Source organism: Streptomyces sp. T39 (assembly GCF_008042045.1).
In the GTDB taxonomy this organism is placed as follows: Bacteria; Actinomycetota; Actinomycetes; order Streptomycetales; family Streptomycetaceae; genus Streptomyces.
This window is the reverse complement of sequence record NZ_RDBP01000049.1, coordinates 1-14442: the sequence shown is the minus strand read 5'-3', so window position 1 is coordinate 14442 and position 14442 is coordinate 1. Positions and strand designations below refer to the sequence as shown.

The following is a 14442-nucleotide window of genomic DNA, read 5'->3' as shown; positions in this document are numbered from 1 at the left end:
CGGGCTCGTGCCGGAACAGCGCCCTCCATGACGACAGAAAAGCCGCCTTCCCGGGCCCAGCGGCCCGTCAACCGACCGGAAGACCGACCGCCAGCGTCAGTTCGAGGACGCGGTGCGGCGATGCGAGGTCCGGAAACAGTTCCCGCAGCTGCGTCATCCGGTACCGGACCGTCTGGGGATGGACGAACAGCTCCGCCGCCACCTCCTCCCGCCTGCCCTGGTGCAGCAGCCACGCCCGCAGCGTCTCCTCCAGTCGCCGCGCGGTCGCGGCGGGCAGGGTCCGCAGCGGTGCGAGAGCTCGGGCACGCAGGTCCGCGAACGCCTCCGCGTCGGCGCTCAGCACCAGTGCGGGCAGGTGGTCCTCGGTGTCGCGAATCCCGCAGGAGAGGGAGCGCGCGCGTACGGCTCGCGCGTAGGAGGCGGACGCACGCGTCCATGGCCGGGCCGGGCCGACCACGGCGGTGCGGTCGGTCAGCTGCCGCAGGAGATGTGATCGGTCCGCATCGGGGACGAGCAGCACACCGGTGGCGTCCGGCAGATCGTCGAGGACGAGGGTGCTCGGGTCGAGCACGCGGTAGGCGGGCCAGGCCTGGGCGGCCGGCAGCAGGACCGCGGTCAGCGAGACCGGGGGCTGCCAGCCGGCGCGCTGGACGGAGGCCAGCAGTACGTCCGGGCTCGCGCCCGCGAGGAGGTCGCGGGCCAGTTGCTCCAGGTGGCGCTCGTGGGCCCTGCCCCGGGCGGCCAGTTCGTCGGCGTGGCCCGCGGCGCTCGCGGCGGAGAGCTCGTCGATGTAGGCGAAGGTCAGCTCGGCGAACTTGGCGACCTCGGCGGCGGGCAGACCTGCGGGTACGGCACCCGCTGCCAGGCATCGCCAGGCCACGCGGGCGCCGACGCGGTAGGCGCTGAGCAGGGCGTCCATGGAACGGCCGTCGCGGACCTCGCCGCGGCCCAGTTCGTAGGCCGCGTCACCGCCGTCGCCGCCCGTGGCGTTCCCGCTCGCGAGGTCCAGGTAGTGCCCCAGCGCGGTGCGGACGGCTCGGCGGATGGTGGCGCCCATGTGGCCCGACAGGGCGTTGGCGTAGGGAGGGACCTCGTCGATGATCGCCTGGACGACCTCGTCGGCGGTGGTCTTCAGCTCGGCCCGAAGTGCGGTGACCGTCGTCTCATCGAGGGCCAGTTCGCTGGCCCTCTGGATTGCATGACTCATTTTTTGTTCCCTGCGAACAATTCGGGCGATCAGATTCACGTCCTGCGGTCAGGACTTTACGCCTTGAGGCGCAGCAAGCTGGAGTCATGACGAGTACAGCCCTGCGCAGCAGGGCGTGGAAACTGCTGGAGATGGTCACGACGCCCCTGCTGCCGTCGGACTACCTCGACCTGGTCAGCCCGCTGCGTGCGGGCGCCGACCTGCGGGGGCGCATCGAGGCCGTGCACCCCGAGACGCAGGACGCCGCGACCATCGTGATCAGGCCGGGACGGGGCTGGCGCGGCCACACAGCCGGTCAGTACGTGCGGATCGGGGTCGACGTCGACGGGGTGCGCCTGTGGCGTGCCTACTCGGTCACCTCACCGGCGGACCGCCGGGACGGCCGCGTCACGATCACCGTGAAGGCGATCCCGGACGGCAAGGTCAGCAACCACCTGGTCCGCAGGGCGAAACCGGGCACGCTGGTCCAGCTCGACCAGGCGACCGGTGATTTCGTGCTGCCGCAGGCCAAGCCCGCCAAGGTGCTCTACCTGACGGCCGGCAGCGGCATCACGCCCGTGATGGGCATGCTGCGCGACACCGTGTTCGACGACGTCGTCATGGTCCACTGCGCGCCACGGCCGCAGGACGTGATCTTCCGCGACGAACTGCACGACCTGGTCGCGGACGGGAAGCTGCGGCTCACCGAGGTGCACACCGCCACGGACGGCATGCTCGACATCGCCCGTCTCGACGCACTCGTGCCCGACTGGGCCGAGCGCGAGACCTGGGCCTGCGGGCCCGCGGGCCTGCTCGACGCCGCCGAAGAGCACTGGAGCCGGCACGGCCTGCAAGGGCGCCTGCACACCGAACGCTTCCGCCCCGGCGTCGTCGTCGCCGGCGCCGGCGGCGAGGTCACGTTCAGCACCACCGGCAGGACCGTCGACGCCGACGGCGCCACGCCGTTGCTGGACGTCGGCGAGGATGCCGGCGTGCTCATGCCATCCGGGTGCCGCATGGGCATCTGCTTCGGCTGCGTCACTCCGCTCAAGGCGGGCGCCGTCCGCGACCTGCGCACCGGTGAGATCACCGAGGCCGAGCCGGGCGTCCTCATCCAGACCTGCGTGTCCGCCGCGGCGGGCCCCTGCGACATCGAACGGTAGGAGCACCTTGACCGCCATCGACCCCACCGCCCACCTGACCGCGGAGCAGATCGAGGAGCTCGGCCGCGAGCTGGACGCGATCCGCGACGAGGTGATCGCCGACCGCGGCGAGAAGGACGCCGCCTACATCCGCAAGGTGATCGCGGCGCAGCGCAAGCTCGAGCTGGTCAGCAGGGGTGTGCTGCTGTTCTCGTTCTTCCCGCCCGCATGGCTGCTCGGCACCGCCGGTCTGTCCGTGGCGAAGATCATGGACAACATGGAGATCGGCCACAACGTCCTGCACGGCCAGTGGGACTGGATGCGAGACCCGAAGATCCACTCCACCACCTGGGAGTGGGACCACGTCTCGCCCTCCGACCAGTGGAAGCACTCGCACAACGAGCTGCACCACACGTACACCAACGTGATCGGCAAGGACAACGACCTCGGCTACGGCATCATGCGCGTCGACGAGGACCAGAAGTGGCACCCGTTCCACCTCGGCCAGCCGCTGTGGAACTTCCTCAACGCCTGCTTCTTCGAGTACGGCATCGCAGCCTACGACCTGGAGCTCGGCAAGAACCTGCACAGGCGCCGCCGCAACAACCCGGAGTTCCGCGCGCGGGCCAGGGCCGTGGGCCGCAAGATCCGCAAGCAGGTGCTCAAGGACTACGTGGTCCATCCGCTGCTGTCGGGCCCGTCGTTCCTCAGCACGCTCGCCGCCACGTTCACCGCGAACCTGGTCCGCAACATCTGGTCCCATTCCGTGATCATGTGCGGGCACTTCCCCGAGGGCGTGCAGGTCTTCGAGCGCAGGTCGATCAAGGGCGAGACGCGCGGCCAGTGGTACCTGCGCCAGATGATGGGCTCGGCGAACATCAGCGGCAGCAAGGCCATGCACTTCATGACCGGCAACCTGTCGCACCAGATCGAGCACCACCTGTTCCCGGACCTGCCGAGCAACCGGTACGCCGAGGTCGCGGTGAAGGTGCGCGCGCTGTTCGAGAAGTACGAGCTGGAGTACGTCACCGGGCCGCTGCCCAAGCAGGTGTTCTCCGCGTGGCACAAGGTCGTCCGGCTCTCGCTGCCGAACAGGAAGGCCGAGGTCCGGACGCCGGACCGTGAGCAGGAGCTCGTCGCGGCCTGATTCCCGGTGGGGGTTCGGGTCCTCGGGCCGCACCGGGGCACCACCGGGCCCGGTGGGATCGGTCGCGGAGGGTGATCCACCGCGGCCCGGAGGCCGCGGGCCGGCCGAGCGCCCCGGACACGGATCCGCGTCGCCCCCGCGACACCAGGTCCCGCGGGGGGGGCGCCTTCGGCGTCCTCAGCGGCGGGTTCCGGCCGTCAGGAAGAACGGCACGGCCATGAAGAACCGGTCCGCCGCGGCGCGTCGGTGCTGCTCGGCGGTCCAGCGCTCGGCGTCCGCTTCGCCGATGGCGCCGGCGGCCAGAGCGGCGCCGGCCAGGCCGGTGGCGAGGGGGACCAGCGCCGGTGCGGTGAGGACGGCGGTGTGCACCTCGGCCACCACGTCCGTGAAGCCCGCGTCCAGCAGCAGGGCCCGGTGGGCGCGCGCCGCGCGCGGGCTGGGCAGCAGATCGGCACGGGCCGCGACGACGGCGCGTGCCAGGCACCCGTCGTCGCAGTCGACGACGGCGGTGTCCCAGTCCTGGCCGACGAGCACGGCCCGCCCGCCGGGTGCGAGCACCCGGCGGGCCTCGGCGAGCGCCGCGGCCGGTTCCGGCAGGGAGTGCAGGAGCTTGTCCGCCCGGTACCCGTCGACCTCGCCGTCCTCGTAGGGCAGGCGGCGCACGTCGGCGACGTGGAACGTGCCCGCGGGGACGCGTGCACGAGCCGTCGCCACCATGTCCGTGTCGAGGTCGGCTCCCTCCGCCGCGACCCCGCGGGCGATCAGTTCGGCTACGGCCAGGCCGCCGCCGCACCCCGCGTCCACGACGCGAGCGCCGCGGGCGGCGGCCAGCAGGCCGTAGCCGCGTTCGCGCAGCCGCACGGCTTCCGGCAGACGGTCCAGGGTGTCGAGCACGGTCAGCAGCGCCGGCGGGGGCGTGAGGTCACCGGTCGTCCCGGCGAAGTGGTTGTCCATGCCCGCAAGCGTCCGGCTTAATGCCGACATGAAGTCAAGCGGCACCGGCGCGGACGCGCCGATGGGCATCGGCGCACTGGCGCGACGGTTCGGGCTGGCGACGCACGTCCTGCGGCACTGGGAGTCCAAGGGCCTGCTGGGACCGGAGCGGGACACGGCAGGACGCCGCCGCTACGGCGACGAGGACGCGGCCAGGGTGGCCGTGATCCTGCGCGCCAAGGAGGCGGGACTCGGTCTGGAGACCATCCGCAGGCTCGTCGACCCGGCGGACGACACCCGGGACCGCCGGGAGGTGCTGCGGACGGAGGCGCAGGCGCTCCGGGCGCGGATCGCCGCCGCACAGGCCGCGCTCGACCTCCTGGACTGTGCGATCGACTGCCCCCACGAGGACCTCGACACCTGCCCCACCTTCCGCCGGATGGTGACGGAGCGGATGACGGCCGGCGGCGGGGACGTCCCGCAGGTGCCGCCGCGGGCCGCGCGTGCAGGGACACGGCAGCGGTCACGGGGCTTTCTTCCCTGAGGCCCGGACGCCGATGTGTCGACCTCGTCAGCGGTCGATCGGGAGCACTCCGTCCAGGCCGCTCTCGCGCAGGATCCGCTGCACCGTGTCGTCCAGCGTGGCGGCGGCATCGATGACGGTCTCCAGGGCGCCGGGCAGCAGGTCCCTCTCCCGGTACCAGTCGCGCAGGTGCTCCTCGGTGACCTGCCGGAGGTATGCGGCATCGTGCTTCGTCGCGTGCCGGAGCACCGTCTCCGCGAAGGGCACGTCGAGGTAGTAGCAGCGGGAGACGCCGCGGTGCGCGCGCACGAGTTCCTGAAGCATCGTGCCGTAGCGGTCGGCGTACAGGATGCCCTCCAGGACGACGTGGAAGCCGTTCTCCAGGGCGTAGCGCGCGGTGAGGTCGATCAGGCCGATGTTCGCGGCACCGGGCCGGTCGTGTTCGCGCAGCACGGTCCTGCGCAGGTTGTCCTGGCCGACGATCGCGAGGTTGCGGCCGAACGTCTCGCGCAGGCGGGCCGCGACGGACGACTTGCCCGACGCGCTGTTGCCGCGGACCACGATCAGGCGCGTGTCTTCGGTTCCCACCGCATCCGTGACGTCGGTTCCCACCACACCCGGCACGATAGCGAGGGCCGGCGCCCCTCGGGGGGCGGATTCCCGGAGCCGTGCGAGGAGTGGAGCCGTGCGAGCTGCGGAGGCGTGCGGCGGGCGGAGCCGTGCGGCGGGTCGGTGCCTCGGGAGCGATGTCATCGTTTCTCGCCGGGGCGGTGCCGGGCACTCTCGTCCACCAAGGCACAGAGCTCCCTGACGGCCTGCCGATAGTTGTCCGGCGTGGTGTGGTGCCGTTTGCGGGGCGGACCGTCCATCCACTGCTGCCAGAGTCCGTCGGGGGTCAGGAATCGCGCTGCCCGACCGGCGCCGAGTCCGTCGTCGAGGTGGAGGAGCGCGCCCATGGCGGCCGGCTGGTCGTAGTAGAGGTCGGGGCGTCGCAGGTAGCGATCGAGGTAGGCGGCCAGCAGGTCCGCGTCGGCGTCGGTCGCGAACGTGGCGAAGGTGACGCAGTACGCCGTGCCGGCGAAGCCGACTTCGCTGGCGAGCAGCATCTCGCCGAGGAGTTCGCGGAACTCGGTTCGTCGTGCGACGGCGATGAGCCAGGCTGCGGTCCTGCGTTCGCGCCAGCCGCCTTCGAGCAACAGGGCGAGCTCGGGGGGCGTGATGGCGGCTGCGGCCTCGCCGAGGTCCCTGAGGAACGTGGTGCGTTCGGGCTCGGGCATGCGTGCGAGCGGGCCGCCGAGTTTGAGGTAGCGCCTGCCGGGCGTGACGAAGCGGCGGACGACGGCGTGCAGTTCAGGGTCATCGGCGGGGTAACGCATGGCCGCATCCTGTCCCGGGTGTGGCCGCTTCACCAGCGGTTTTCTCCGTCGCCTCGGTCACCCGCCGAACGTGGCCCCGTCACGGGGGCGTCGAAGCGCGGCGCGGGGGCCGGCACGCTTCCCGGCCCTTCGCCGGTCCCTGCGCCAGCGGGATCCAGCGACACGCCGACCACGTCGACGCGTCAGCCGCCAGCCGCCAGGCGCCAGCCGTCAGCCGTCAGCCGTCAGCCGTCAGCCGTCAGCCGTCAGCCGTCAGCCGTCAGCCGAGGATGCCCCGCTCGTACGCGGCCGCCACCGCCGCGGCCCGGTCCCTCACGTCCCACTTCTCGTAGATGTGGGTCAGGTGCTTCTTGACCGTCGCCTCGCTGATGAACAGCCCACGAGCGACCTCCCGGTTCGACGCGCCGCGCGCCACGTGCTCCAGCACCTGCAGCTCCCGGGCGGAGAGCGTGTCGTCGACCGGCGGCGCGGCGGGGCGGCGTACCGCCGTGACCAGGCGGGAGGCGACGGCCGGGGACAGCACGGTGCGCCCCTCCGCCGCCGCCCGGATGGCCGCGAGCAGCTCGTCGCGCAGCGCGTCCTTCAGCAGGTAACCCGTCGCCCCGGCCTCGATCGCGGGAAGGGTGTCGGAGTCGGTGTCGTAGGTGGTGAGCACCAGCACGCGGGCCCGTGCGCCACGCCGGGTCAGCTCGGCGATGGCCTCCACGCCGCTGCCGGCCGGCATGCGCAGGTCCATCAGGACGACGTCCGGGTCCATGCGCAGCGTCATCTCCACCGCTTCCGTGCCGCCGGACGCCTCTCCGAGCACGGTGAAGCCGTCCGCGGGCTCCAGCATGCCGCGCAGACCGTCGCGCACCACCGGGTGGTCGTCGACGATCAGCAGGGTGATCGGCCCGTCGTTCTCAGCGTTCACAGGGCACCGACGGTACGTGTGCGGACACGGCGGTGCCCAGTCCCGGCTCCGATTCCACGGTCAGTTCCCCCGCCAGCCGCTCCGCGCGGGCACGCATGCCCTCCAGACCGAATCCGGACGCGGTGTCGCGCTCCGGCAGGGCGGACGGGTCGAAGCCGAGGCCGTCGTCGCACACGTCGAGCACGACCTCCTCGCCCATGTAGGACAGGGTCACGCCGACCCTGGTGGCCCTGGCGTGGCGTGCCGTGTTGGACAGCGCCTCCGCCGCGATGCGCAGCAGCGTCGCCTGCACCTCCTCGTGCAGCGGACCGTCGGAGCCGGTGAGGGTGAACTCGGCGTGCACACCGGTGCGTTCGGACCAGCGGACAACGGTCTTCTTCAACGCCTCGGGCAGGTCGTCCTCGGCCAGCGCGACGGGCGCGAGGTTGGCGACGGCCCGGCGTGCCTCGCCGAGGCTGTGGCGGGCCAGTTGCAGGGCTCGCTCGGCGTGGGCGCGGGCCGCGTCCAGTTCCCGGGTGTCGGTGACGACCTGGAGCTGGGTGATGACGCCGGTCAGGTCCTGGGCGACGGTGTCGTGGATCTCCGCCGCGAGCCGGCGGCGCTCGTCGGCGATCCCGGCCTCCCGCGCCTGGAGCAGGAGTTGGTCGTGCAGGGCGGCGTTCTCCCCCAGGGCCCGCTCCAGAGCGACGTTGGTGTGCTCCAGCTCGCGGATGGTCGCCAGCCGCTTGCGGGCGCGGTCGTCCTCCTTCTCCGCATCCTGCCGGGCCGTCAGGAAGATGCCGGTATTGGTGGCGACCAGCATGCAGTAGAACACCCAGCTCCCCGTGTCGCCGGGCGGCAGACCCCCGATCTGCGCGCCGGCGATCGTCACGGCGGTGGCCAGCAGGCCGAGGGGTACCCAGCGGCGGGGCACCAGACGCTCGGTGTCGAAGCATCCGACCGCGGCGTAGAAGCCGCAGAACGGGTTGATCCAGGCCAGGCCGAACGCCAGGGCCGAGCGCAGTGCGTAGTACGCGGCGCCGGCCGCACCGGGGCCGGGACGGCTGCGGGCCACCCGGTCCCACCACAGCTGCAGGACGAGCGCCGCGACGGCGAGCGTCCCCGCCGCCAGCCAGTCGGCGCGGTCCATGCCCATCAGGGACGAGGTCGCGGCGGAGAGCGCCAGTCCGACGCCGAGGAGGACGGGAGGGCCGAAGCGCAGGAGCAACCGCGGCGGCGTCCGGTGCGCGGCCTGCGACTCGGTGACCGGGGGGAAGGCGTGGGGTGCCACGCCCTCAGTGTCGGCCATGGCACCCGGCGCACGTGACACGTTCGTCACTCCCAGCGGAACCAGCGCGCGGCGGACGCCGACAGCGCCAGCGTCCACAGTGCCAGCACGCCGAGGTGGATCCCGTCCGGCCAGTCACCGGCGGCGGCCTGGTTCAGGGCCTGGGCGGCGGCGCCGAAGGGCAGCGCCTCCACGATGCCGGCCATCAGGTCGGGCATCTGCTGGACGGGCATGTAGACGCCGGCTGCGAGCATCGCAGGGAAGAACACGGAGAGACCGACGGCCTGGGCCGTCTTCGCGGTGGAGGACAGTGCGGAGATCAGCGCGCCGAGCGCCAGCACGCACACCACCGCCAGCAGCAGCGTCAGCAGGTAGCCCGCGACCTGGCCCGGCAGGGCGACGTCGGAGACGAGGCGGCCCACCGCGAGGGTCAGCGCAGCGGAGACCAGCGAGGCGGCGGCGTGCAGTCCCGCCTGAGCACCGAGAACGGCGGTGGGGCGCACGGGGGTGATGGACATCCGGCGCAGGATGCCGCGCTCGCGGTAGCCGGCGATCACGGGAGGCATCGCCATCAGACCGGCCATGATCGTCGAAAGGAGCACGGCGACCGGCACATAGGCCTCGACGGTGGACAGGCCCCCGATCTCGTCCTTGGGCTCCGTCATGGACGGAATGAGGCCGAGAATCACCAGCAGCAGCGTGGGGAAGGCCATGACCCAGAACACCGAGCCCGGCTCGCGGACGAACAGGAGCAGTTCGGCGCGCAGCACGGCCCGCCCGGGTCGTGGCGCGGTGGTGGGGGAAGGTGCCGGAGGTGTGGTGGCGGCGCTCATGCTCCGGCTCCCGTCAGGTCGAGGAACGCGTCGTCGAGGGTGGAGTCGGTGACGCGCAACTGGTGGGCGCTCACCCGGTCGCGGACGAGCAGGCCGATCACCGCGTTGACGGTCTCGTCGGTTCCGGCGAGGGTGATCCTTCCCTTGTGGTGGGCAACGGAGGCGAGGCCCGGCAGGGCGGCGAGGGCGTCTTCCTCCAGCGGGCGGGAGGGAGTGAAGGAGATGACGGTTCCGCCCGCGGACCGCGCCACCAGACCGGACGGGGTGTCCAGTGCGGCGATCCTCCCCCGGTCGAAGACCGCGACCCGGTCGCACAGCCGCTGTGCCTCCTCCATGAAGTGCGTGACGAGGAGGATGGTGACGCCGCTCGCCCGGACGTCCTCGATCAGCGACCACACCTCGCGCCGCGCCGCCGGGTCGAGGCCGGTCGTCAGCTCGTCCAGGAGGACGATCCGAGGGGTGCCGACCAGGGCGAGCGCGATGGCCAGCCGCTGCTTCTGGCCGCCGGACAGCCGCGCGAAACGAGTGTCGAGCTTCTCCTCCAGGCCGAGGCGCGCGGCCAGGGTGCGCCAGTCGGCGGGGTCGGGGTAGCAGGCGGCGTACAGCCGGAGTGTCTCGGCGACGGTGAGCTTGCCCGGCAGCTCGCTCTCCTGGAGCTGTGCTCCCACGACGCGTGTCATCCGCGCGCGGTCGGCGACCGGGTCCAGCCCGCACACGCGGATCGTGCCGGCGTCGGGAACGCGCAGTCCCATGACGGACTCGACGGTGGTGGTCTTGCCGGCGCCGTTGGAGCCGAGGACCCCGAAGATCTCTCCCTCCTCCACCGCGAGGGAGACGCCGTCCACGACGGGGCGTCCGCCGTAGCTCTTGCGCAGGTCGTTCACTTCGATGAGAGCCATGCCCCCACGGTGCCGGGACGGGCGGGCCGGTACATCACCCGTCGCGCTCGCATGAGGGCAGCCGATCGGCTGACTCCCCTACGCCCTCCACCGCACAACCCTTACGACCCTGACGTCGCCTCGGGGTTCCCTCAGCGAGAGCCGGGGCCCGCCTCCGCCGGCGTCCGTCTGCGGCTCGACGCGGGGCGCAGCCCCCCTCGCCCCGGCTTCCCGCGGGGCGAAGCGGTCGTCGGGGCTGCCCCGTCGGGTCCTCCCGGCGGCCTCAGGACGCGCAAGGAAGAAGCGCCGACGCGAGCGCGGCGGCGGACCATGCGTCTCCCGAGCCCGCGGACCCGCCGAGGCCCGTGGCGGCTCCGGACCCTCGCCGAAGGGCTGGGCTGCGCCGCCTCACGGAAATTGATTGGACTAGACCAAGCCTCCGTGTGCACACTCTCTGCTCGACCAGGCCCCACAAGGCCCCGCCCGCTCCGGAAAGGCACACATGCCCGTCATCGAGGTGGCTGACCTCGTCAAGGAGTTCAGGCGACCGAAACGGCAGGAGGGGGCCTTCGCGGGCATCCGCACGCTGCTGACACGGGAGCAGACCGTCAAGCGTGCGGTCGACGGCGTGAACTTCGAGGTCCGGCAGGGCGAGATGGTCGGCTATCTCGGTCCCAACGGGGCGGGGAAGTCCACCACCATCAAGATGCTCACCGGCATCCTCGTGCCCACGTCCGGCACGGTCACGGTGGCGGGCGCCACGCCCTGGCGTGACCGGTCCCGCAACGCCCGCCGGATCGGCGTGGTCTTCGGCCAGCGCAGCCAGCTCTGGTGGGACCTGCCCCTGCGCGACTCGCTCTGGCTGATCGGCCGTCTCTACGACGTGCCGCAGGCGCGGTTCCGCGAGAAGCAGCGGCAGTTCGGCGAGGTGCTCGACCTCGGCCCGTTCCTCGACACCCCCGTCCGCCAGCTCTCCCTCGGCCAGCGGATGCGCGGCGACCTCGCCGCCGCGATGCTCTACGACCCGGACATCCTCTACCTGGACGAGCCGACCGTCGGCCTCGACGTCATCGCCAAGGAGCGGATACGCACCTTCGTCGGGGACCTGAACCGCGAGTCGGGCACCACGGTCGTCCTCACCACCCACGACCTCGACGACGTCGAGGAACTCTGCGAGCGGATCATCCTCATCGACCACGGGAAGGTCGCCTACGACGGCGCGGTGGACGAGCTGAAGACCCGCTACGCCCCGCACCGCGAACTCGTGGTGCAGACCGACCGGCTGGAGAGCGTCGAGGGTGCGGAGGTCGTCCGCCGTGAGGGCGGCAAGGTGTGGCTGCGCTTCGACCCCGTCCGCACACCGCCCGCCGAGCTGGTGGCCGCGGTACTGGCGGAGCACCGGGTGACCGATCTGTCGATCGTGGAACCCGAGCTGGAGAGCGTCATCCACCGGATCTACGCGGACCGCGGATGATCGCGCCGCCGGCCCGCGCCACCCCGAAGCAGCTGCCCAGGACGCGGCTGAGGGCCCATCTCGCCTGCGCCCGGATGGAGTTCCGCGCCGCTCTCACCTACCGCACGGCCTATCTGTCGTCCTTCGTGATGATGCTCCTCCAGATCTGGCTGCTGACGGTGGTGTGGAGGGCCTTCTACGACGGCCGTGAGGAGGTGGACGGACTCACCCTCACCACGATGACGGCGTACGCGACGCTGACCACGCTCCAGTACCAGCTCGTCAGCCCGTGGCGGTCCTCGCCCATCGACCAGCGGGTGCGGGAGGGCAAGGTCGCCGTGGACCTGCTGCGGCCCATCGGCTTTCCCGGGCAGATGCTCGCCGGCCAGCTCGGGTGGGCCTCGGCCGCGGTGCCGGTCCTGGTGGTGGCGCTGCCGTTCGCGCTGCTGATCGGTGCGGGCCGGGCGCCCGCATCGGCGGCCGCGGGGTTCGCCTACCCCGTGGCGCTGATCGGGGCACTGCTCGTGAACCAGTTGCTCGGGCTGCTGCTCGGCATGGTCTCCTTCTGGACCCTGGAGGTGAGCGGCGCCCTCATGGCCTACCGCTTCGTCGCACAGTTCTTCTCCGGGGCCCTGGTCCCGCTGTGGTTCATGCCGGGCCCGGTCAGGGCGGCCGCGGAATGGCTGCCCTTCCAGGCCACCGCGTACACGCCGGCGGCCGTCTACCTGGGCGAGGTGGAGGGCGTCGGCATCGCGGCCGCCCTCGGCGTCCAGCTGGTGTGGATCGTCGGCCTCGGCGCACTGGCCGCGTTCGTCTGGTCGCGCGCCCGGCACCGCGTCATGTCGCAGGGGGGTTAGGGGCGATGCGAGGTCCGCGTGTCTATCTGCTGCTGGCCGGTGCGGCGTTCCGCGCCGAGTTCCAGTACCGGGGGAACCTGTTCATCAACATCATCGGCGGGCTGTTCTACCAGGGCGTGGGGCTGGCCTTCATCTGGGCGGTCCTGGACCGCTTCGGCCAGGTCGGCGGCTGGGGACTGGGGGAGATCGCGTTCCTCTACGGGATGAGGCTCACCGCCCACGGCCTGTGGCTGCTCCCCGGTCACCAGCTGGTCCATGTCGACGAGGTCGTCATCGAGGGAGAGTACGACCGCTATCTCGTGCGTCCGGTGTCGCCTCTGGTGCAGCTCCTCACCCGCAGGGTGCGGCTGAGCTCGCTCGGCGACCTGGCGGGCGGGGTGGTTCTGCTGTGCATCGCCTCGGCCGCCGCGCCGGTCGACTGGTCGGTGGGGGCCGTCTGCTTCCTCCTGCTCGCGGTGGTGGGCGGTGCGCTGGTGGAAGGCTCGCTGCAACTGGCGGCCTCCGCACTGGTCTTCAGGATGAAGAGGGTCTCCCCCATCAAGTTCGCCATCGACATGATCTTCAGCGACTTCGGCAACTACCCGCTGAAGATCTTCGGCCCGGTGGCCGGCTTCGGGCTGACCTTCGTCTTCCCGCTGGCCTTCGTCGCCTATCTGCCGGCGACCGTGCTGATGGACCGGGAGGAGGAACTCGCCGTGCCGGAGTGGCTCGCCTGGGGCGCTCCGGGCATCGGTGTCCTGCTGATGTACGCCGCGTACCGCTTCTGGGAGCGGCAGTCCCGCCACTACGAGAGCAGCGGGCACTGAGCGGGCCGCCGGGCCCGCCGAAGGGCACGACGCTCCGCTCCACCGGCGGGACGAGGGGCATGCCGCTCCCCCGCCCTCGCCTCGTCACGGCGTCATGGTGTCGGGCCGGCACTGTCACACCGGACTGGTTCGATGACCCGAAGACACGGCAGCACCCGTCGAAGGAGACCTTGTGGGCACATGGGGCAGCGGGAACTTCGAGAGCGACACGGCATTGGATCACCTGTCGGCGGTCGTCGACCGGCTCGTCACCGAAGTCGCCGAGGCCATGGCAGGCGATCCCGTCGTCGTGGAACCCGACGAGTACTGGGGTGTCGCCGTGCCGTGCAACCTGGAGTTGCTGCGCGTCCTCGCCCAGGCCGGCTACGCACACGGCAACCTGCCGGAGGCCGGGGTGGTCGAGGAATGGAAGAGAGCCTTCATGGACGTCTGGGAACGGACCATCGACGGTCTGGAGCCCACGCCGGGCTTCAAGGAGGACCGGCGGTCGGTGCTGAACCGTACGTTCGACGAGTTGGCCGAAGCAGCCGCCGGGCGTACGACGCCGGGCCGGACGGCTCAGGACGAAGGGCAGCTCGGCGCATGAGAGGCAGGAGTGCGCAGCCGGGATGCAACACCCGGCGTGGGCTCCCTCCCGACTGCTCCGATGTGACGACGGCACCGGCCTGCCGCAGGACTCGCCCCACCTCGTTCCCCGGCGTCCGGCGACAGGTGTCGTGCCGCCGTTCAGCGGGAGTTCGTCGTTGAGGAGACCGCCTTCGAAGCGGTCCCGGACATGGCGCGACGCGTCGCAGCGCGGCCGCCCGGCGGGGAGTTGCTGCCGGGCGGCCGCGACGCCGCGGGCCCGTCAGCCGGGGAAGGAGAAGTAGAGCGCCTCGCTGTAGAAGGACGCGAAGTGCTTCTGCCAGTCGGCTCGGACGGCTGCCAGCCAGTCGTCGTTCCGGCCGGCGATCGCCGCCTCGGCCCGGGCGACGGCGTCGGGGATGTCGTCGGACGCCAGACGCCGCACGCTCGCCGCCGGGTCGTCGTCCGTCAGCGAGACGATCTCCCCGGTCTCGAGGACGACGTACTTCGCCTGCTGCTTCTCGAGATGAGCCGTGGTCCGGGCAACGCAGTCGGCGAACTCGG

General features: G+C 71.9%; 15 protein-coding genes and 1 pseudogene. 7 read left to right on the top strand and 9 right to left on the bottom strand.

From position 1 onward, the window contains the following. Nucleotides 1-67 precede the first annotated feature (67 nt). Entirely contained in the window at nt 68-1207 is a 1140-nt protein-coding gene (locus EAO77_RS29965) for a PucR family transcriptional regulator (protein ID WP_147991473.1), read from the bottom strand. Nucleotides 1208-1293: 86 nt separating this feature from the next. Between EAO77_RS29965 and EAO77_RS29960 the strand changes: the two genes are divergently transcribed. Both EAO77_RS29960 and EAO77_RS29955 read left to right on the top strand, forming a co-directional pair. Beyond that, nucleotides 1294-2349, top strand: coding sequence for a ferredoxin reductase (locus EAO77_RS29960; RefSeq protein WP_261994193.1), 1056 nt, complete (start codon nt 1294-1296; stop codon nt 2347-2349). A 7-nt stretch (nt 2350-2356) separates the two neighbouring features. After that, nucleotides 2357-3475, top strand: a complete 1119-nt coding sequence (locus EAO77_RS29955) for a fatty acid desaturase family protein (protein ID WP_147991472.1) — start codon at nt 2357-2359, stop codon at nt 3473-3475. A gap of 177 nt (nt 3476-3652) precedes the next feature. Here the strand turns inward: EAO77_RS29955 and EAO77_RS29950 are convergent, their stop codons facing one another. Then, nucleotides 3653-4429, bottom strand: a complete 777-nt coding sequence (locus tag EAO77_RS29950) for a methyltransferase domain-containing protein (protein ID WP_147991471.1) — start codon at nt 4427-4429, stop codon at nt 3653-3655. Nucleotides 4430-4457: 28 nt separating this feature from the next. On the opposite strand from EAO77_RS29950, the gene EAO77_RS29945 reads away from it, so the two are divergent. Further along, nucleotides 4458-4952 carry a MerR family transcriptional regulator gene (locus tag EAO77_RS29945; protein WP_147991470.1) on the top strand — a complete coding sequence of 165 codons (495 nt, stop codon included), beginning with the start codon at nt 4458-4460 and terminating at the stop codon, nt 4950-4952. Nucleotides 4953-4979: 27 nt separating this feature from the next. Here EAO77_RS29945 and EAO77_RS29940 read toward each other — a convergent pair whose 3' ends face one another. The 6 genes from EAO77_RS29940 to EAO77_RS29915 form a co-directional block, all read right to left on the bottom strand. Then, on the bottom strand, nt 4980-5543 hold the full coding sequence (locus tag EAO77_RS29940) for an AAA family ATPase (RefSeq protein ID WP_410088738.1): 564 nt from the start codon (nt 5541-5543) through the stop codon (nt 4980-4982). A gap of 137 nt (nt 5544-5680) precedes the next feature. Continuing rightward, nucleotides 5681-6307, bottom strand: a complete 627-nt coding sequence (locus tag EAO77_RS29935) for a DUF6000 family protein (protein WP_147991469.1) — start codon at nt 6305-6307, stop codon at nt 5681-5683. 259 nt (nt 6308-6566) lie between these two features. Continuing rightward, entirely contained in the window at nt 6567-7220 is a 654-nt protein-coding gene (locus EAO77_RS29930) for a response regulator (protein ID WP_147991468.1), read from the bottom strand. Further along, nucleotides 7210-8508: a sensor histidine kinase gene (locus EAO77_RS29925; RefSeq protein WP_147991467.1), complete on the bottom strand. Its 1299-nt coding sequence runs from the start codon at nt 8506-8508 to the stop codon at nt 7210-7212. Before EAO77_RS29925 ends, EAO77_RS29930 begins: the two co-directional genes overlap by 11 nt. A 26-nt stretch (nt 8509-8534) precedes the next feature. After that, nucleotides 8535-9320, bottom strand: coding sequence for an ABC transporter permease (locus EAO77_RS29920; RefSeq protein WP_147991466.1), 786 nt, complete (start codon nt 9318-9320; stop codon nt 8535-8537). Next, nucleotides 9317-10219 (bottom strand): ABC transporter ATP-binding protein, encoded by a 903-nt coding sequence (locus EAO77_RS29915; protein WP_147991465.1) that lies wholly within the window; start codon nt 10217-10219, stop codon nt 9317-9319. Before EAO77_RS29915 ends, EAO77_RS29920 begins: the two co-directional genes overlap by 4 nt. A gap of 481 nt (nt 10220-10700) precedes the next feature. On the opposite strand from EAO77_RS29915, the gene EAO77_RS29910 reads away from it, so the two are divergent. The 4 genes from EAO77_RS29910 to EAO77_RS29895 all read left to right on the top strand — a co-directional run bounded on the left by EAO77_RS29910 (nt 10701) and on the right by EAO77_RS29895 (nt 13900). Continuing rightward, a complete protein-coding gene (locus EAO77_RS29910) occupies nt 10701-11672 on the top strand; it encodes an ATP-binding cassette domain-containing protein (RefSeq protein ID WP_147991464.1) in 972 nt (323 codons plus the stop codon). Continuing rightward, nucleotides 11669-12508 carry an ABC transporter permease gene (locus EAO77_RS29905; protein ID WP_261994191.1) on the top strand — a complete coding sequence of 280 codons (840 nt, stop codon included), beginning with the start codon at nt 11669-11671 and terminating at the stop codon, nt 12506-12508. The genes EAO77_RS29910 and EAO77_RS29905 overlap by 4 nt, the downstream gene beginning before the upstream one ends. Before the next feature lie 5 nt (nt 12509-12513). Beyond that, nucleotides 12514-13314 carry an ABC transporter permease gene (locus tag EAO77_RS29900; RefSeq protein WP_147991463.1) on the top strand — a complete coding sequence of 267 codons (801 nt, stop codon included), beginning with the start codon at nt 12514-12516 and terminating at the stop codon, nt 13312-13314. Between the two features lie 172 nt (nt 13315-13486). Further along, on the top strand, nt 13487-13900 hold the full coding sequence (locus EAO77_RS29895) for a DUF4259 domain-containing protein (protein ID WP_147991462.1): 414 nt from the start codon (nt 13487-13489) through the stop codon (nt 13898-13900). Nucleotides 13901-14161: 261 nt separating this feature from the next. Here the strand turns inward: EAO77_RS29895 and EAO77_RS29890 are convergent. Next, nucleotides 14162-14442: pseudogene (locus EAO77_RS29890) on the bottom strand (hypothetical protein); the annotation flags it as partial.